This is a genomic window from Paenibacillus peoriae, from assembly GCF_022531965.1.
In the GTDB taxonomy this organism is placed as follows: Bacteria; Bacillota; Bacilli; order Paenibacillales; family Paenibacillaceae; genus Paenibacillus; species Paenibacillus polymyxa_D.
Genome location: NZ_CP092831.1, coordinates 3,439,351 through 3,456,648 on the forward strand (window position 1 = coordinate 3,439,351; position 17,298 = coordinate 3,456,648).

At 47.8% G+C, this 17,298-nt stretch carries 22 protein-coding genes; all 22 read right to left on the reverse strand.

What is annotated here, in order from left to right; all coding sequences use genetic code 11:
* Positions 1–33 precede the first annotated feature (33 nt).
* On the reverse strand, positions 34–483 hold the full coding sequence (gene ahrC / locus MLD56_RS15075; protein WP_013310809.1) for a transcriptional regulator AhrC/ArgR: 450 nt from the start codon (positions 481–483) through the stop codon (positions 34–36).
* Positions 484–499: 16 nt separating this feature from the next.
* On the reverse strand, positions 500–976 hold the full coding sequence (locus MLD56_RS15080) for a hypothetical protein (RefSeq protein WP_029517268.1): 477 nt from the start codon (positions 974–976) through the stop codon (positions 500–502).
* Between the two features lie 155 nt (positions 977–1,131).
* Positions 1,132–1,983: a TlyA family RNA methyltransferase gene (locus MLD56_RS15085; protein WP_029517267.1), complete on the reverse strand. Its 852-nt coding sequence runs from the start codon at positions 1,981–1,983 to the stop codon at positions 1,132–1,134.
* 76 nt (positions 1,984–2,059) lie between these two features.
* On the reverse strand, positions 2,060–3,958 hold the full coding sequence (gene dxs, locus MLD56_RS15090) for a 1-deoxy-D-xylulose-5-phosphate synthase (protein ID WP_029517266.1): 1,899 nt from the start codon (positions 3,956–3,958) through the stop codon (positions 2,060–2,062).
* A 107-nt stretch (positions 3,959–4,065) separates the two neighbouring features.
* Complete coding sequence (locus MLD56_RS15095; RefSeq protein WP_069012726.1) at positions 4,066–4,989, reverse strand: polyprenyl synthetase family protein; 924 nt, start codon at positions 4,987–4,989, stop codon at positions 4,066–4,068.
* Positions 4,961–5,221, reverse strand: a complete 261-nt coding sequence (gene xseB / locus MLD56_RS15100) for an exodeoxyribonuclease VII small subunit (protein WP_013310814.1) — start codon at positions 5,219–5,221, stop codon at positions 4,961–4,963. The genes MLD56_RS15095 and xseB overlap by 29 nt, the downstream gene beginning before the upstream one ends.
* Entirely contained in the window at positions 5,211–6,575 is a 1,365-nt protein-coding gene (xseA, locus tag MLD56_RS15105) for an exodeoxyribonuclease VII large subunit (protein ID WP_165147057.1), read from the reverse strand. The genes xseB and xseA overlap by 11 nt, the downstream gene beginning before the upstream one ends.
* 12 nt (positions 6,576–6,587) lie before the next feature.
* Entirely contained in the window at positions 6,588–7,445 is an 858-nt protein-coding gene (folD, locus tag MLD56_RS15110) for a bifunctional methylenetetrahydrofolate dehydrogenase/methenyltetrahydrofolate cyclohydrolase FolD (protein ID WP_029517261.1), read from the reverse strand.
* A gap of 37 nt (positions 7,446–7,482) precedes the next feature.
* On the reverse strand, positions 7,483–7,932 hold the full coding sequence (gene nusB / locus MLD56_RS15115) for a transcription antitermination factor NusB (protein ID WP_013310817.1): 450 nt from the start codon (positions 7,930–7,932) through the stop codon (positions 7,483–7,485).
* Between the two features lie 136 nt (positions 7,933–8,068).
* Positions 8,069–8,302, reverse strand: a complete 234-nt coding sequence (locus tag MLD56_RS15120; RefSeq protein ID WP_023989248.1) for a DUF2273 domain-containing protein — start codon at positions 8,300–8,302, stop codon at positions 8,069–8,071.
* Positions 8,303–8,317: 15 nt separating this feature from the next.
* Positions 8,318–8,857 carry an alkaline shock response membrane anchor protein AmaP gene (gene amaP / locus MLD56_RS15125; protein WP_029517260.1) on the reverse strand — a complete coding sequence of 180 codons (540 nt, stop codon included), beginning with the start codon at positions 8,855–8,857 and terminating at the stop codon, positions 8,318–8,320.
* A 73-nt stretch (positions 8,858–8,930) separates the two neighbouring features.
* A complete protein-coding gene (locus tag MLD56_RS15130) occupies positions 8,931–9,344 on the reverse strand; it encodes an Asp23/Gls24 family envelope stress response protein (RefSeq protein ID WP_029517259.1) in 414 nt (137 codons plus the stop codon).
* A 125-nt stretch (positions 9,345–9,469) separates the two neighbouring features.
* Positions 9,470–10,813 carry an acetyl-CoA carboxylase biotin carboxylase subunit gene (accC, locus tag MLD56_RS15135; protein WP_029517258.1) on the reverse strand — a complete coding sequence of 448 codons (1,344 nt, stop codon included), beginning with the start codon at positions 10,811–10,813 and terminating at the stop codon, positions 9,470–9,472.
* Positions 10,814–10,874: 61 nt separating this feature from the next.
* Positions 10,875–11,366: an acetyl-CoA carboxylase biotin carboxyl carrier protein gene (gene accB, locus MLD56_RS15140; protein WP_029517257.1), complete on the reverse strand. Its 492-nt coding sequence runs from the start codon at positions 11,364–11,366 to the stop codon at positions 10,875–10,877.
* 138 nt (positions 11,367–11,504) lie between these two features.
* A complete protein-coding gene (locus MLD56_RS15145) occupies positions 11,505–12,329 on the reverse strand; it encodes a SpoIIIAH-like family protein (protein WP_029517256.1) in 825 nt (274 codons plus the stop codon).
* A gap of 62 nt (positions 12,330–12,391) precedes the next feature.
* Positions 12,392–13,033, reverse strand: coding sequence for a stage III sporulation protein AG (gene spoIIIAG, locus MLD56_RS15150; protein ID WP_029517255.1), 642 nt, complete (start codon positions 13,031–13,033; stop codon positions 12,392–12,394).
* Positions 13,034–13,049: 16 nt separating this feature from the next.
* Positions 13,050–13,820 (reverse strand): stage III sporulation protein AF, encoded by a 771-nt coding sequence (gene spoIIIAF, locus MLD56_RS15155; protein ID WP_029517254.1) that lies wholly within the window; start codon positions 13,818–13,820, stop codon positions 13,050–13,052.
* Between the two features lie 39 nt (positions 13,821–13,859).
* Entirely contained in the window at positions 13,860–15,050 is a 1,191-nt protein-coding gene (spoIIIAE, locus tag MLD56_RS15160; protein WP_029517253.1) for a stage III sporulation protein AE, read from the reverse strand.
* A 12-nt stretch (positions 15,051–15,062) separates the two neighbouring features.
* Positions 15,063–15,452, reverse strand: a complete 390-nt coding sequence (spoIIIAD, locus tag MLD56_RS15165; protein WP_013310826.1) for a stage III sporulation protein AD — start codon at positions 15,450–15,452, stop codon at positions 15,063–15,065.
* A gap of 8 nt (positions 15,453–15,460) precedes the next feature.
* The gene (spoIIIAC, locus tag MLD56_RS15170; RefSeq protein WP_010345636.1) at positions 15,461–15,664 is read right to left on the reverse strand and encodes a stage III sporulation protein AC; all 204 of its coding nucleotides are present in this window, start codon (positions 15,662–15,664) and stop codon (positions 15,461–15,463) included.
* 12 nt (positions 15,665–15,676) lie between these two features.
* Positions 15,677–16,195 (reverse strand): stage III sporulation protein SpoIIIAB, encoded by a 519-nt coding sequence (gene spoIIIAB, locus MLD56_RS15175; RefSeq protein WP_029517252.1) that lies wholly within the window; start codon positions 16,193–16,195, stop codon positions 15,677–15,679.
* Positions 16,188–17,183: a stage III sporulation protein AA gene (gene spoIIIAA / locus MLD56_RS15180; RefSeq protein ID WP_029517251.1), complete on the reverse strand. Its 996-nt coding sequence runs from the start codon at positions 17,181–17,183 to the stop codon at positions 16,188–16,190. The genes spoIIIAB and spoIIIAA overlap by 8 nt, the downstream gene beginning before the upstream one ends.
* Positions 17,184–17,298: the final 115 nt, after the last annotated feature.

The window sequence follows — 17,298 nt, forward strand, 5'->3', positions numbered from 1 at the left end:
AATTAAAACGCCTAATATGCGTAGCCATTATAATTAGGAAATGTAGCCCATAAGACGATTCACGATAGCTTCGCTGTTTTCTTCCGATCGGCAAATAATCAAAATGGTGTCATCTCCGCTAATCGTACCCATAATTTCGGACCATTCAATATTGTCCAATAAAGCAGCAATCGAGTTGGCTGTTCCCGGCAGACACTTCATCACAATCAGATTGGTTGTGTAGTCAATATGCAAAAAGTTATCAACCAACGTACGTTTCAGTTTCTGGGCTGGATTGTAGCGCTGATCTGAAGGCATCGAATATTTATATCTGCCATCGTCCATTGGGACCTTGATGAGCAGTAGCTCCTTGATATCACGCGATACGGTCGCCTGTGTGACCTGAAAACCAGCCTTACGCAATGCTTCAACCAGATCATCCTGCGTCTCAATCTCATGTTGTGAAATAATTTCCCTAATTTTAATATGTCGTTGACCCTTCATATAATCCTCCTATGGATTAACCTTCATATTCCTCTTCTTCGAGGTCTTCCACTAATGTAATAAGGCGAATACTTCGCTCGTCCGTATCAACGTACAATACACCCGCGCAACCCGGATAGAGCAATAAATACGGCATGAGCCTGTCCCTTAAATCAGGACCACTCCACTCCATTGGTTTCTTGCGGCGTGACGTTTTGACCATATATGTCGAACCGTTTCGTACAGCCACGTAGTCTATAAACAAACGGCTATACACGGTATGTCCGTTCACTTTAAAAGCAAGCGGTATTTTCATCTTCCCGCCCACTACTTCATATCCTGCTTCTTCGAGTAGGTGTGTGGCAGGTCCTTCGTCCAAGTCCTCGTTAATCGGTATCGTCTTTAGCACAAGCGGCTCTGGCTCCTTCAACCAGGCACGTAGGCTATACAAAGCCCATATTCCTAATATCACCCCGATCACAGCGATGATAACCGTATCATATCTTGTGTCCATGGACCGATCACCTCATGGACATATTCTAGGACAAGATGTAAAATCCCTTTTCCTTTGTACATCTCATTATAGGCGAACGTGAGTTCTATAATCAATCCCTCACACCAAAAAGAGGTTCCCTTAAGTTCACAGAACTCATGGAGAACCCCTGAATGTTACTTACGCGATGGACCATTATTAAAAGTCTGACCTGCTTCCTGAACGGTACGTTCAATCAGTGGTCTGAAATCCATCTTCTCCAACTGCGATTCTGCAGCAGGAAACCCATCCAAACGCCAATGCGCTAAAAATTCAATATTGCCTTCTCCACCTGTAATAGGTGAATAAGCCAAACCTTGCAGCGTAAGTCCAAGCTCATGTGCAAACATCAGAATGGTCTGCAACACTTCTTTATGCGTAGCAGGATCACGGACCACACCGGATTTTCCGACCTTTTCGCGTCCAGCTTCGAATTGCGGCTTGATTAGAGCTACAATATCAGCAGGTTGATGCAACAAGGCAAGCAACGGGGGCAAAATAATACGTAATGAAATAAAGGAAACGTCAATACTAGCAAAATTCGGCACGGAACCATTCAAATCCGCGGGTGTCATATATCTGAAATTCGTTTTCTCCATTACGCATACTCGTTCATCATTACGAAGCGACCAATCCAGCTGGTTATAACCCACATCAATGGCGTATACGTATTCAGCTCCATGCTGAAGCGCACAATCCGTAAAACCTCCAGTGGACGAGCCAATATCCAGCATTGTCCTGCCCTTCATATCCAGCTCAAATTGACGGATGGCCTTCTCCAGCTTCAATCCTCCACGGCTTACATACGGATGCACCGAACCCTTAACTTTAAGCTCGCTGGCGCGTGGTACCTTCATCCCCGCCTTCTCGATCCGTTCGCTGTCCGCCAGCACTAGCCCAGCCATAATCGCAGCTTTAGCTTTTTCACGGCTTTCAAAAAAGCCTTGTTCTACAAGTAATACATCAATGCGTTCCTTCGGAACAGACATGTTAATCTCCCTTTAGGCAGCCAGGCTGCTCTTGTCATACTTTTTATAAACGTCATGGTCTTCACTTCAAGTTACCCTATACAGATTGTCCCATGCCATATGCTGGCTCAGCAGCCCATTTACGCAACTTTAAGCATACATCTTCAATGGTGAGACCTACTTCAGCACGCTGCTCTTTGATGGAGCCATGCTCCACGAACAGATCGGGAATCCCCATTAGGCGCACCTGTGCCTCTTGTATTTCGGCTTTAGCGTAAAATTCCAGTACAGCGCTACCCAAGCTTCCTGCTTCAGAAGCTTCTTCCAATACGATCAGCTTCGTATGCTGACGAGCCAGCTCACGCAACATATCCTCGTCCAAAGGTTTCAGGAAACGAGCATTCACGACGCCCACTTGCAAACCTTCCCGTTTCATCGCCTCCGCAGCCTCTGTCGCCACCTGGAGCATCGGTCCTGATGCAATTACAGCAAAGCCCTCACCCTTACGCAGGAGCTCCCAACTGCCGATGGGAATAGCCTGTAATTCTTTATCCAACGGCACGCCAACCACATTAACACGTGGGTAACGATAAGCAATTGGACCATCTTCATAGTCGAGCGCTGTTTTCATCATATGACGTAGCTCGTTCTCATCCTTCGGCATCATAAGCACAAGATTGGGGATATGACGTAAGAATGCCACATCAAACACGCCATGATGAGTTTCCCCGTCAGCCCCAACAAAACCTGCACGGTCAATCGCGAACATTACGTTCGCATTATGACGACAGATATCATGCACAATCTGGTCATAAGCACGCTGCATAAAAGTGGAGTACACCGCAAACACCGGCTTCATCCCTTCCATTGCCAACGCAGCACACATGGTAGCTGCATGCTGTTCAGCAATGCCGACGTCAATCATACGGCTAGGAAACTCTTTACTAAACGGTACCAAACCTGATCCGCCAGGCATAGCGGGTGTGACCGCAACGATGCGCTCATCCTGCTCAGCCAGCTCAATCAACGTTCGACCGAAAATTTCCGTATACATCGGATTACCTACAGCTTTGAGTACCTGACCCGATTCAATTTTGTAGGGACTGATTCCATGCCATTTGTGTGAATCTGCTTCCGCAGGTTTATAGCCCTTGCCCTTGGTGGTTACGACATGCACCAATACAGGGCCAGTGACATTATCAGCCTGCTGGAAGGTTTCGATTAGCTTCGGCAAATCATGTCCGTCCACTGGACCGAGATACGTAAGTCCCAGCTCTTCAAACAGTACACCAGGCACCATCATATATTTAAGACTGTCCTTGACACGGCCAGCCGATTTGGCAAGTTTACCGCCGATCGCGGGTATTTTTTTCAGCAAAACTTCCAGCTCATCTTTTGCCCGCAAATAATGGCGGTCCGAGCGGATTTTACTCAAATAATTATGCATGGCCCCTACATTAGGTGCTATGGACATTTCGTTGTCATTCAGAATTACCATTAAATTTTTGCGCTCATGTCCGATATGATTCAACGCTTCGAAGGCCATCCCCCCAGTCAGCGCGCCGTCTCCGATCATTGCAATGACTTTATTGTCCTCGCCCTTCAAATCTCGAGCCAAAGCCATTCCCATTGCGGCCGACAGAGAAGTGCTGCTATGACCGGCTTCCCAAACATCATGCTCGCTCTCACTTCTTTTTACAAAACCACAAAGTCCATCACGCTGACGAAGTGTATCAAAACGGTCCATTCGCCCTGTCAATATTTTGTGTACGTAGGCTTGGTGCCCAACGTCATAAATCATCTTGTCCTTCGGACTGTTATAGCAATAATGCAGGGCGATCGTGAGCTCAACCACTCCCAGATTCGATGCCAGATGCCCCCCAGTCACGGACAGCTTCTCAATCAAAAAGCTCCTGATTTCCTCGGCTAGAGAAGCCAACTCCTCAACCGACAGTGATTTCAGATCGCCTGGTTGCTTTATGTGTGGAAGCAGCACGCATATCTCCCCGCTTTCCTTCAAGTTTGTGAGTAAAGTTAACAAGTATTATATCACACTTTTTGACTGTGCTTAAACGCAGACAAGTCAAAACAGCTCTAACGCAACTAATGATCACGCTTCATCAGGTAATCGGCTATCTCCAGCAAACGAGAAGAATCGGGGATACCACTCTCTATTATCACTCTTTTAGCAGATGCGGTGAGTTCCTCTACCTGCTGCAAAGATGCGTCCATACCAATGAAATACGGATAGGTGACCTTCTCTTGTTCAACATCACTTTGCGTTTTCTTACCCATTTTACTCTCATCGCCTATGAGGTCCAGTATATCGTCCTGTATCTGAAAAGCCAGCCCCAAATCTCGTCCAAAGCGTCGAAGCGCCTCTAATTGACCCTTGTCCGCCCCACCAATCCGTCCACCTGCCAAGAGCGAGAAAATAATCAAATCAGCCGTTTTATGAAGATGGATATATTCCAGTTCCTCGATCCCCGTCATTCCTTGCTCGCCTGACATATCGGCGACCTGTCCGCCTACCATGCCCCGCGCGCCACTCATTTCGGACAAATCCTCAACTATGGACAATAGCGAATCAGACGAAACACCGTGACGCCGTCCTGCTTGCACAATACTGTAAAAGGCATGGGTCAACAAAGCATCACCCGCAAGGACGGCAACCGCCTCGCCGTATACCTTATGATTCGTCAGCTTACCTCGCCGATAGTCATCATCATCCATGGCTGGCAAGTCGTCATGAATGAGGGAGTACGTATGTACCATTTCTACCGCACATGCCACTGGCAGCGCAGCTTCCCTGCTTCCACCGAATGCTTCAGCAGCAGCGATCACAAGCAGAGGCCGCAGCCGTTTTCCGCCTGCGGTGAGTGAATAATTCATGGATTCTCGAAGAACATCGGGAATGTCCCAATCGGCCGGGAATTGCTCGGTCAGTGCGGACGAAACCGCATCCGTCGTCCCGGTCAAATATTCCTTGAACGACGGTCTATTCAAGTCCTTCACCGCCGTTTTCATCCAGTCCCCCACCAAAAGGCTTCTTGCGCAAATCTCCATCCTCTTCCACGATCATTTCAATTTTACGTTCAACCTGCTCCAGCTTCTGACTGCAAAGTTGAGACAACTTCATCCCCCGCTGGAACAAATCAATGGCTTGCTCCAGAGGAACGTCTCCATGCTCCAGTTGTCCGACAATTTCTTCAAGAGCAGCCATAGCCGCTTCAAAATTCAATTCCGTTTCATTCGCCACCGTGCTTCGCGTCCTCCTTCATTCCCCATACTTGGCAGTCCAACTGCCCATCACTCACTTTAATCTTGATGGAATCTCCCGGCTGTACGTCTTTGAGCGACTTAATCAGCCGTTTTTCCTGCTCATCGTATACCAAGCTATAGCCTCGGGCCATGACTTTGAGTGGGCTCAGCGCATCCAGTTGACGAATTCCCGTGTGCAACTGCTGCCGTCCCGTTTTCGTAATAGCACGCATCGCAGACTCCAGCTGACGTTGCGCCATATCCGTCTGCTTGCGTGCTGAACGAATTTGTTCACGCGGATTAAACCGTTCTAGTACCTGACGCATACGTGCGTTCTTTTCTGCGTTCAAACGAGAACGGTTACGCGCTGCGCGGATTAGACGCTGATGCAGCATGTCCATTCGCTCTGCATGCTGTAGCATATAGCGGCGTGGGTGCAGCAGGACTGGTGAACGCTGAAGCCTCGCCAAGCGTACACGGCTGGTTTCCAGCCGCTGCCGGAGGGCGTTGCGCAACCGTTGCTCCCGCTGGAGCAGCTGATCCCGTAGCTCTGCCTGATTAGGCACGGCCAACTCGGCTGCTGCGGTTGGCGTTGCCGCACGTAAGTCAGCCACAAAATCGGCAATGGTAAAATCCGTTTCGTGTCCAACTGCCGAAATAACCGGAATGACCGATGCGTAAATGGCGCGCGCAACCGCTTCCTCATTAAACGCCCACAGTTCTTCCAACGAGCCACCTCCCCGTCCGACAATCATCACCTGAACCTCTTGCATACGATTCATAGTTTCAATTGCCTTGACGATCGAGGGGGCGGCACCTTTTCCTTGTACAAGCACAGGATACAACACAATTCCAGCCTGCGGGTATCGCCGCTGAAGTGTCGTAATAATATCACGCACAGCCGCTCCAGTCGGTGACGTAATCACGCCAATGGTTACTGGATGGGCAGGGAGGTTACGCTTACGAGCAGTATCAAACAGTCCCTCTGCATCCAGCTTTTGCTTGAGCTGCTCGTAAGCTAAATAAAGGCTTCCTATACCATCAGGCTGCATTTGAGTCGCATAAAACTGATATTGTCCATCTCGTTCGTACACGGATACGTTTCCCCGGGCAATAACACGCGTACCTTCTTTCGGTACGAAAGGGAGCCGCTGATTATGGGTTGCAAACATAATCGAACGTATGCGGCTCCCCTCATCCTTGAGCGTAAAGTACATGTGACCACTTGAATGATGCGTAAAATTAGAAATTTCCCCGCGTATCCATACATCAGACAGCACCTGATCCGACTCCAATTTCATCCGGATATAACGATTCAGGTCCTTTATAGAGTAAATACGTTGTTCAGCCACAGGCAGCTGTCCTTATGCCAAACCGTGCGACCGCTTGGCCGCTACGAGCGTATTTTGCATCAGCATCGTAATTGTCATCGGCCCTACTCCGCCGGGAACAGGCGTAATCGGACCAGACACTTGCTTCACGCTCTCAAAATCAACGTCCCCCGCCAGCTTTCCGTTCTCCAGACGGTTCATCCCTACATCTATCACTACCGCTCCGGGCTTCACGAACGAAGCATCAATAAAGTTGGCTTTGCCGATCGCAACGACTAAGATATCTGCTTGTCGACTTAGGTCCGCAATATTCGCTGTACGGGAGTGGCACATCGTAACCGTAGCATTTTCACGCTGCAACAATAAAGACACTGGCTTGCCCACGATATTACTGCGACCAATAACTACCGCATGTTTACCGGCTATCTCCACTCCAGCACGCTTAATTAACTCAATGACTCCAGCAGGAGTACAAGGCAATAGACTATCGTCACCGATGACCAAATTCCCTACGTTCACCGGATGGAATCCATCCACATCCTTCTCCACTGCAATCGCGTCAATGACAGCTTTTTCATGAATATGCTTTGGCAACGGCAGTTGCACCAAAATTCCATGGATGGTACTTTGATGGTTCAGCTTGTTTACCAGTTCCAGTAATGCTTCCTGCGAAGTATCTGCTGCCAACCGATGAACCTCGGAGTAATAGCCGAGATCATGGCATGCCTTTTCCTTGTTTTTAACATACACTTGCGAAGCGGGATCTTCGCCTACCAATACAACAGCCAGTCCGGGTTGAAAGCTGTGCTCTTTCAGACGAATGACCTCTTGCTGAATGCTTGCGCGAATATCCTGAGAGATTTGTTTACCATCAATGATCGGTGCTGACATGTTTTACCACTCTCCAACCTGATTCAGTAGTCTCTACTTAAAAACGTGCTTTCAATTGCTCCAGTTCTTGTATCACTCGTCCCAGTACACCATTAACAAATTTACCGGATTCCTCGGTACCAAAGTGCTTCGACAACTCAATCGCTTCATTAACAGCTACCTTGGCTGGAACATCCTCACGGAAAATCATCTCATATGCCGCAAGCCTTAAAATTTGACGATCTACACGTGAAAGCCTGCTGATCTGCCAGCCTTTAAGATAATCCACCAGCAGCCCATCAATGGCTTCCTTGTGCTCCCACGTACCCCGCACATGCTCCAAGACATACGCTCTTAACACTGCTGCATTTTTAACGACAACTTCCGCTTCGTTTTCCTCAGCGGCTTCCTGAAGCAACATGTCCACGGCTGCTGCCGCATCCACTTCATTCATTTCCATATGGTACATACTCTGTACCGCTAATTCCCTCGCCAGACGTCTTTTCATGCCCTGCCTCCTACGCTTGCCTATATCTATTTTTCATTCTAACCAATTTCCACAAAAAAACCTGTGAACGCATCCTCCAAAACGTTGGGCGCAAAGAAGCTACAGCTCTATTTTTGGAGAACACGTATCACAGGGTTCATTTAAAAGGACGCCAACGTTGCGACAACCAATCGCCCCATTCCTTCCAAGGGAGGAATGAACCGAGCGCTGAATCGCTACGTCTTCCTAGCGTATATCCGATGAACACCATCAATGCAAAGAACAACATATTCCAAAAGCCTGCCCACAAATAAATAAAACCGAAAAAAATACCAGCCGTGATCCCCATGATCCGGCCCTTGTAACTTCCCCATATTTCTTTCCAGGGCATCAGGGAAAATCACCTCTATTCCACACGACTCTTAAAGCTGGGTGACTGAGAAACATTAGCGATGTACACCGATACATTGGACACAGGAATTCCTGTAATTTCTTCCACATGATCGTGTACCCCCTTTTGTACCTCGGAGGTTAACACCGGAATGGAGCTTTCCCCGTCTACAACCGCCCGAATCGTAATATCAAGTCCCGAATCCAACACACGAACGCGTGCTTTCAAATCCTGCATCCCGCGAAATCGGGAAGCTGCTTTGAGGCACAGATTTTCAATGGTATCCACTGAAATCTGAATGTCACCGTATTCCGTTCGTTGATCAATAGAATGCTGTACGGTTTGGTTCCGTCGAATAGAGATATAAAAAAAACGAAGACTCAATAACAACAGAACCCCTGCAATAATCAGGCTGGTAAACCACACTACTCGCTCATCCTCAATACTTAAAACATACGGAATGGCCCCGCTCAGGAGGAGGATGGCGAGAATGGAAATAATTCCGATACTTAAGCTGTACAAGAACAGCAGAAGTCTGTCCATAACTTTAGCCACGAAACGCACAGCCTCCTTAAATTAGAGTAAACCCTCGACCCATAAGGGTCGGGGGTTTGTACAAAGTATCGCTCTATTTAACCCGTCCGGCGCCCAGCACTTCCGGCTCTTCTACTTTATCGGCATTTTTGAATTGAACATCATGAATTTGCACGTTCACTTCAACAACGTTAAGACCTGTCATGTTCTCAATCGAACGCTTAACATTATGCTGAATAGCAGCAGCCACCTCAGGCAGACGGTTACCGTACTCAATAATGACGGAGACGTCTACAGCAGCTTCACGCTGTCCGACTTCCACTTTTACACCTTTAGATAAATTTTTGCGGCCTAGCAGTTCGGCAAACCCACCAGCAAATCCGCCACTCATTCCCGCCACGCCCGGTACCTCAACGGTAGCCAGTCCGGCAATGACTTCAATAACTTCTGGGGCAATTTGAATCTCCCCAATTTCTGTACGTTCGAATTCGGTTGGCACTGTGCTCATACCTTCAACACCTTTCGGTCAAAATAAGTTTCATTCCAGCTTTAGATTTCAAAGCAGACATGCTCACTTATTATCCATACTATATCATTTGGCGTTCATTATGACAAACGGAGGAAATATACCGATTAAACTTCGTTTTCCTCCAAAAATTTAATATCAAAATCGCCTTTAATAAAGGTCGGATGCTCTAGCAAGCGCTGATGAAAAGAAATCGTTGTGGGTATGCCCTCAATAGCAAACTCAGTCAAAGCCCGCTTCATTTTGGCAATTGCATCCTGCCGTGTAGGTGCCCACACAATCAGCTTGGCGATCATAGAGTCATAATAAGGAGGAATGCTATAACCTGGATATACTGCACTGTCTACCCGTACCCCAGGACCGCCTGGAGGCAGATAAAATCCGATTTTACCCGGTGCAGGCATAAAATTACGATCCGGATCCTCAGCGTTAATACGGCACTCTATCGCCCAACCATTGATGGTGACTTCTTCCTGCGTAAAGGAAAGCGGATGCCCTTCAGCGACAGAAATCATTTCCTTAATCAGGTCTACACCAGTAATCATTTCTGTTACGGGATGTTCTACCTGAATACGTGTATTCATTTCCATGAAATAGAAATTGTTGTCCGGGCCGAGCAAAAATTCGAGAGTACCTGCACCAGAGTATTGAACGGCCAAAGCTGCACGAACAGCTGCCTGACCCATTTCTTCACGGACATCCTGCGAAAGTACAGGACATGGTGCTTCCTCCAACAACTTCTGACGACGACGCTGCACAGAGCAGTCCCGTTCGCCCAAATGGGCAACATTACCATGCTTGTCCGCTATGATCTGTATTTCCACATGTTTCATACCGGTCAAATATTTTTCTAGGTACACACCCGCATTGCCAAATGCTTTTTGCGCCTCCTGCTGAGCGGTAGTGATTTGCTGAATGAGGTTATCCTCATCTTCGGCGATACGAATACCTTTACCTCCGCCTCCTGCTGTGGCCTTGATAATTACCGGATATCCGATATCACGTGCGATGCCGATCGCATCCTGCAAATCCTCAACCAGCCCGTCTGAACCCGGAATAACTGGAACTCCGGCATCCTTCATGGTCTGCTTAGCTACGGCCTTATCTCCCATTTTGTTAATGGCTTCAGGAGAAGGACCAATAAACGTAATATTACACGATTCGCAAATTTCAGCGAAGTCTGCGTTTTCCGCCAAAAATCCGTAACCTGGATGAATGGCATCACATTCAGTCAATGTAGCAACGCTCATCAGATTCGTAAAATTAAGGTAGCTGTCCTTAGATAGCGTCGGTCCGATACAGTAAGCCTCATCTGCGAGACGCACATGTAACGAATCCTTGTCAGCTTCCGAATATACAGCAACTGTCGAAATATTCATTTCGCGGCAAGCGCGAATGATACGAACCGCAATTTCTCCACGATTCGCAATCAATACTTTTTGAAATGTCATGACTTTATCCTCCCTGGGAGCAGTCTTGCCGAACCCTCAAAAGAGGGTGCAAACAAGCTTTTTACTCCGGTTTCACAAGGAACAATGGCTGGCCATACTCGACCAACTGTCCGTTTTCGGCCAAAATTTCCACAATTTCGCCCTTCACTTCAGCTTCCAGCTCGTTCATCAGCTTCATCGCTTCAATGATACATACCGTTGTTTTTTCGCCCACTTTGCTGCCGATACTCACATACGGAGCCGTATCCGGTGATGAAGAACTATAGAAAGTGCCTACCATCGGAGATACGATTTTATGTAGATTGCTTGCATATTCCCTCGGTTCTCCAGCAGTTGTAGATCCAACATCGGACTGTACTTGTGGATTTGGAATAACAGCTTGTGGTGCCACTGCATAAGCAGGTGTTGCCACAGGAGCCTGTACTGTAACGATTTCGCTTTTGCCCGGTTTCCGGATCAACAAGCGAGTTCCTTCATTTTCAATTTCAAGCTCATGCACAGACGTTTCATCCACCAGCTTGATCAATTCCTTAATCTCGCTTAATTTAAACATCTCTATTAATCACTCCTTCAGCATTTTGCCGGTTGCTGATAACATTGTTGAAACAGCTTTATGTATTATATCACAATCATTAAAAATAGAAAGAGCCCGGAATAATGCAGAAATCCGGGCTTTTTCGCGTTTTTTGTCTTATTGTGTAACATATTGGACACTGATCTTATCCTGCGTTACATTCAGTTCCTTCATGACTTTGTCGACAATTGTTACCGCTTGCTTAGCATCCAATTTTTCACTCAGAACCACTACTTTGTATTTATCAGCGTCTTCCTCACGGACGACCGCATTGGCGAACTGTTGCTGAAGCTCTTCTTCAATTCCAGTAATTTTAGCCTGCTTATCTTCAAGTACATGTAATTCCTTTTGAGCCTCCGCAGCTTTCTTTGGTGTGCTGTCGTTCATTGCGGTAGTCAGTTCATCATTTTTCTTCTGATTTTCCACGTCCCGTTCCAGCAAATAGTTGTCAATCACAGCTGCTGCTGTAGGTTGGGCAGCTTGATCAGTTGCCACTTGATCCAGTACCTGCTGGTCGGTTTTGGCTGTAGAGGCTGCTTTGTCGTCATTTTGTGCTGTCGCGTCCGTCTTAGTCGCTGTTGTGTTTTGATTGGATGTCGCCGGTTCAGTAGTAGGGGTAGCTGCCGTACCTTTGTCGCCTTTTGAGTTTTCTGTTGCTGGGTCAGTTGTAGAAGCCGTATCCGACTTTGTGGAATTTGCTGATGCTCCATCAGTTACTTCTCCATTCGTCACTACTTCGTTTACCTTCAGTTCGTTCAATTGTTCCTCTGCCTTCGTCGTTGCTTCCTGTGCGGCATCCTGCTTAACCTTGCTCACTTGTTCACTATCGGCTACTGGTGGATTTGCAGGGCTTGAGTCCTCCGTAAACAAATAATACGCAGACAGCACGACCATTAAACTCAGCATGGACACCAGCCAAACGGTTTGTCTTTTATTATTCATGTTCCGTCCTCCATATTCATTAATGGTTTAAAATATAAACTTCTTTGTTCCTGAATTCCAAATTATCCCTGCTTGCGCGGTACGACTGAAATTTTGTAGGAAGGTACATTTAGCCCCTTCTGTACAGCATCGACAATTAGCTGCTTCACTGTAGGGTTTTCTGCCCCCATAGCCACAACAAGCACTCCCCTCACCTGCGGTTTTACTTTTTTTGTCACAATCGGGGTGTGCTGACCACCAGATGATTCATAGGTGACAATTTCGCCATCACGTGTATATTGAGTAGTGTGCCGTTGTCCACCATTGGCGTCCGTCTCATTGTTCTCTTCCTGCATGTCCTTTACATTGCGTTGAACGATAACTTCTTCGGTGGAGTCTACCGTAACCATGACATCAACGGTTCCTACGCCAACAATCTGCTCCAGCATCTGTTTCATATTGTCCTCAAAAACCTTCTCAATCCCGGCAAAAGAACTTTCTTCACCTGTTGTTGTCTCTAACGTAGGCTCATTTTTCATCACGCCAGGCGGCTCACGCCCTACGTTTTCTGGATCAACCTTTTTTACATTAACGAATGAATTAAAGAGCATAATCGCTACACCGATAAGGCCAAGAATAAGCAACCAACGAAATGAATTGAACCTTTTCGCCCCATCCGCCCCTCCACCCAGCCATTGCTCCAGCTTTTTCAGCCATTTGCTCATTTCTGCTCACCTCCTGTTACCATTCATGTGTTCCATCCTGCGAAGAAAGCACCTGAACATTTTTGCTATCTATCCCCCATTTTTCACGTAAAAGTCCTGTAATTAAGCCAAATGCTTTCGTATCTGTTGGCTTTCCGTCCTCAACAGTTTTGTCAGGATTACGATCATTCTCTCGCGTTCCTTCATTAAAATCTGAAGTTTTTGCATGTGTTGGCTCTACACGAATATTCACTGTCTTTTCGGTTACAGGCTCCACCATAATCGGCTTGACATCTGCACCAGGCGAGACGTCTGTGTTTTTCTTTTCTTTTTCTGGCTGCTGTTCTGCCAATTGGACCACTACCGACTGGACACCCGTTCCTGCCTCCAGCCCTGATTCCTCCTGTTGAATCTTTGCAAGGGTAACCTGGACCGACTGAATTGCTAACCCAGTATACTGTTCCAACTGTCCTTTCATTTCCTTAGCTACCTCTTTGCCAGCCCATTGCATGGAGCTTTGTTCTTGCTGTAGCTTTAACTGGCTGCCTTTTGCTAGAATCTCCTCCAATGTCGGTTCCCTCTTGCCTGTCTCAGCCTGACGTTGAAGATCCAATGCTCGCCCTAGAACCTCGGAAGGACTGGTACTCAGTAAGCGCACGACCGGAGACAGCAACGTCAGCAGAATAAGCAGGCTGAGAACGAGTTTGACATACCTCTCCATAGATCGGCTCGGTAAGATCATATCGACAAAAGAAGCCAGCAACACGATTAGCACCAGTTCCTTGAGCCAGCCTGCCAGCCAGGTCACGTCACTCTCCTCCCCCCTTGTTGGTTTACGTGCATTGGTTCACCTCATCATGACTGTCATATTGCCTGCTGCGAGCATGACTGTAATTGCAAGGAAGGACATCAATCCCACTGCTGCCAGCGCCGCGAAAACATAAATCATGCTCTTGCCGATCGCATCCAGACATGCCACGATAGGCGTATCACCCAAAGGCTGCATGATCGCTGCTGTCACTTTATAAATGAGCGCCAGCGTCAGAATCTTGAGGGCGGGAAAGGCGCACAGGAACAAAATAATAATGACTCCTACCAGACCAATGGCATTTTTAACGAGCAGCGAAGCCGAAATAACTGTATCTGTCGCATCTGCCAACGCCTTGCCGACCACCGGAACAAAGCTACCTGTAATATATTTGGCTGTACGGATCGTTAATCCGTCAGTAACGGACGATGTCAAGCCTTGTACCGAAATGACTCCTAGAAAAATGGTCAGCAGCACTCCCAGCACTGCTACTCCAGCGTTCCGCAACAGATCGGCTAGCTGGGTCAGCTTGTATTTGCCCGTCAGCGAGTTGACCAAGTACAGCACAGCCGAGAAGAACAGCAGCGGGAAAACCAGCGTATGAATGACTGTTCCGACTGTGTTGATCATAAATACAATCAGCGGGTGGGTCACCGAAACTGTTACGACGTTCCCCATCGAGGCTAGCATAGTAAACAGCAAAGGCAACATTGCCATCATGAAGTGAATCATGCTATCAATCGCTTCTTTGGCATAACCAATCGCTACACTAAAGCTATTAATCGCCAAAATGATAATGACCATGTATACGATAGCGTAGGCCACTTTGCTGACCTGTTTGCTTTCAAAAGCGCTTTGTAGCGTTTCCAGCACCATACTCATAATGCTGAGCATGACGATGGTGACGAGCAACTTGGCATTTACTCGGATTTCATGGATGAAAAAATCAGCTATAGCGCTCAATACACCCTTTATGCTGAACCCTTCACCGCCTGGAAGCAGCATGTCCATGAAGGAAGGCGTTTTCTGATCAGGGAAAAATCCGCCATATTGCTGCATGAGCCCGTCCCAATAATGTTCTACTTCATCTTTGGGCATTTGCTCCGCCTGCTGTCTGATCCATTCGTTTGTCGGTGTATCTGCAAAGAGGAACGCAGCCGAGGCACACCATAGACATAGCAGCAACATTGCAATTACTTTGAGATTCGGCATGCCCCCCAGCCTTTTCATGGCATCACCCCCTCAGGCGGGCATCAGCTTCAGAATGGTATCAATAATAATGCTGATAATTGGGATTGCGAGCACCATAATGAGTACCTTTCCGGTAAGCTCAATTTTGGAAGCAATCCCGTCTTGTCCTGCATCCCGAACGATTTGCGCTCCAAATTCAGCAATATAAGCGATACCGATTATTTTCAAGACGGTTTTAAAATAGATCATGTCCATGCCTGAAGACCGGGCCAGTCGCTCCAGTACAGCAACCACAGATCCGATCTTGCCAATCAGCAGCAAAAAAATGACGATTCCCGCAGCTGTTGCAATCAAAAAGGCAAACATCGGCTTCTGTTCCTTAATGACTAAAATAAGGACTGTGGCAATGAGGGCGAAGCCCACCACCTGAATAATTTCCATGTGTCCACCTACTGAAAAAGAAAGATAGATTTGATCTCTTGCAGAAGGTTATCCAGCATTCGCACCACCATGAACAGGACCACGACGAAGCCGATGACCGTTACCCAGTGCGCCATGTCTTCTTTGCCCATTTGCTTTAATACGGTATGAATCATAGCGATAATAATGCCAATTCCGGCAATTTGGAAAATTGCGTTCACTTCTAAATTCATTCGAGCACCCCGCTAATAGATCAAAATGACGATCAATGCTCCGATCAGCAGTCCCAGGCTCCTGCTCATACGCTCGTACCTCACCTGATCTGCCTGCGCCTGCGCTTCCTCATGGGATAACTGCTGGATGGTCAACGCAATGTGCTTGATCTGGTCTTCACGGTCGCTGGTTCCAAGACTGTAAGCAAGCTGCCGCATCGCTTCCTTCTCGGCTTGCTTCATAGAGGAACGGCTCCACGAGTCTTCAATGGCTTTATGCAAGCTTTCTCTGGCAGTCAGGCCAAAAGAGGGGTGCATCCAGCGTGAGGCTTGCTGAAACAGAGTGCGTAAGGGCTCTCGCAAGGGCTCTCCTGTCTTGGCGAAAGCATCTGGTAGCGGAGACACCCCGTAGGAAACCTCGGTGGTCAATCTTTGCAGCGCAAGAATCAACTCCCTGATTTGCCGCGGCCTCATTGCAAACTGCCTTGCCCGTTGCCAACCTGCCAGCGTAGCGGCCAGTATAACCAAGGCTGCACCCAGCAGCTTAAGCATAGGAGATACCCCCATTCTGCCCTTCTCCAGACAGTGTAAGCCTGCGTTGCTTGGCATCTGCCAGTCGGAATGAGACGCCCCGGCTCGTCCGCTCCAGCATGACGTAGAGTTGAAATAGCTCTTGTCCTGTAGTTAATCCAGCAAAAGCAGACCGGGTCGCCATTTCAGCCACATCGCGACCATGTGCGGAAGCAATGACTGCAATGCCTGCATGGAGCGCTTCGCGCACCGCCTCCGCATCTTCCGGTCGTCCGATTTCATCAACAATGAGGACATCCGGTGACATCGAGCGGATCATCATCATCATGCCTTCTGCTTTCGGACATCCGTCCAATACATCGGTGCGAGGCCCGACATCAAAACCCGGGATACCTTTGTGACTACCAGCGATCTCAGAGCGTTCGTCTATAATGCCTACCTTGAGTCCATTCCGTCGCCCCCCATGGCTTTCCATCCCTCCGTAACTGAGTTGCCGAGCCAAGTCCCTAAGCAGTGTCGTTTTGCCATGCTGAGGAGGGGACAAAATGAGGGTATGCCGGATTTTCCCGGACATTCGATCTGCTACATAAGGCAATATCCGATCAGCTATGCCGGGAATTGCACGCGCAATTCTTACATTAAAGCTGCTTATATCCCTCAAATGCTCCACTCGTCCTCGGTTGAGCACGGTTCTCCCTGCCAAGCCAATACGATGACCGCCAGGGATCGTAATAAACCCTTTACGAAGCTCCTCTTCCATCGTATAGAGGGAATGATTGCTGATAAAATCCAGCAGTCGGTGGGCATCCTCACGGTCAGGCTTATAGGCTTCCACATGGTTCAAAGTCAGCTGACCAGCAGACGTTACAAAATGATGTTCACCGTTTGCATTAATTTCCAACGGCCTTCCTTCCCTGACCCGGATTTCTTCCAGTTGCTCAAATACCGTTTCTGGAAGCCTTCCGAGTATACCGTGCAACGGTTCGGGAAATAACTCCAGCCATTCCATACCGATGCAGCCCCCTCACAGTTGTCCTTTTTCTTTAAGACAAGTCTATGGTTGACTCTCGCTTTTTATGCCGAAAATATATTGAAAACCTAGGCAAACTTTTGCTAACTCCTAT

Excerpts from the sequence above, each read along its gene's own strand:
- ahrC (WP_013310809.1), bottom strand. The coding sequence starts at position 483 with ATGAAGGGTCAACGACATATTAAAATTAGGGAAATTATTTCACAACAT.
- spoIIIAD (WP_013310826.1), bottom strand. The coding sequence starts at position 15,452 with ATGGAAATTATTCAGGTGGTGGGCTTCGCCCTCATTGCCACAGTCCTT.
- accB (WP_029517257.1), bottom strand. The coding sequence starts at position 11,366 with ATGTTTAAATTAAGCGAGATTAAGGAATTGATCAAGCTGGTGGATGAA.
- MLD56_RS15085 (WP_029517267.1), bottom strand. The coding sequence starts at position 1,983 with ATGTCTGTTCCGAAGGAACGCATTGATGTATTACTTGTAGAACAAGGC.
- spoIIIAA (WP_029517251.1), bottom strand. The coding sequence starts at position 17,183 with ATGGAATGGCTGGAGTTATTTCCCGAACCGTTGCACGGTATACTCGGA.
- folD (WP_029517261.1), bottom strand. The coding sequence starts at position 7,445 with ATGTCAGCACCGATCATTGATGGTAAACAAATCTCTCAGGATATTCGC.
- MLD56_RS15130 (WP_029517259.1), bottom strand. The coding sequence starts at position 9,344 with ATGAGCACAGTGCCAACCGAATTCGAACGTACAGAAATTGGGGAGATT.
- MLD56_RS15095 (WP_069012726.1), bottom strand. The coding sequence starts at position 4,989 with ATGAAAACGGCGGTGAAGGACTTGAATAGACCGTCGTTCAAGGAATAT.
- MLD56_RS15120 (WP_023989248.1), bottom strand. The coding sequence starts at position 8,302 with ATGCCCTGGAAAGAAATATGGGGAAGTTACAAGGGCCGGATCATGGGG.
- spoIIIAG (WP_029517255.1), bottom strand. The coding sequence starts at position 13,033 with ATGAGCAAATGGCTGAAAAAGCTGGAGCAATGGCTGGGTGGAGGGGCG.
- accC (WP_029517258.1), bottom strand. The coding sequence starts at position 10,813 with ATGACATTTCAAAAAGTATTGATTGCGAATCGTGGAGAAATTGCGGTT.
- spoIIIAB (WP_029517252.1), bottom strand. The coding sequence starts at position 16,195 with ATGCTTAAGCTGCTGGGTGCAGCCTTGGTTATACTGGCCGCTACGCTG.
- spoIIIAC (WP_010345636.1), bottom strand. The coding sequence starts at position 15,664 with ATGAATTTAGAAGTGAACGCAATTTTCCAAATTGCCGGAATTGGCATT.
- MLD56_RS15080 (WP_029517268.1), bottom strand. The coding sequence starts at position 976 with ATGGACACAAGATATGATACGGTTATCATCGCTGTGATCGGGGTGATA.
- spoIIIAE (WP_029517253.1), bottom strand. The coding sequence starts at position 15,050 with ATGAAAAGGCTGGGGGGCATGCCGAATCTCAAAGTAATTGCAATGTTG.
- MLD56_RS15145 (WP_029517256.1), bottom strand. The coding sequence starts at position 12,329 with ATGAATAATAAAAGACAAACCGTTTGGCTGGTGTCCATGCTGAGTTTA.
- nusB (WP_013310817.1), bottom strand. The coding sequence starts at position 7,932 with ATGAAAAGACGTCTGGCGAGGGAATTAGCGGTACAGAGTATGTACCAT.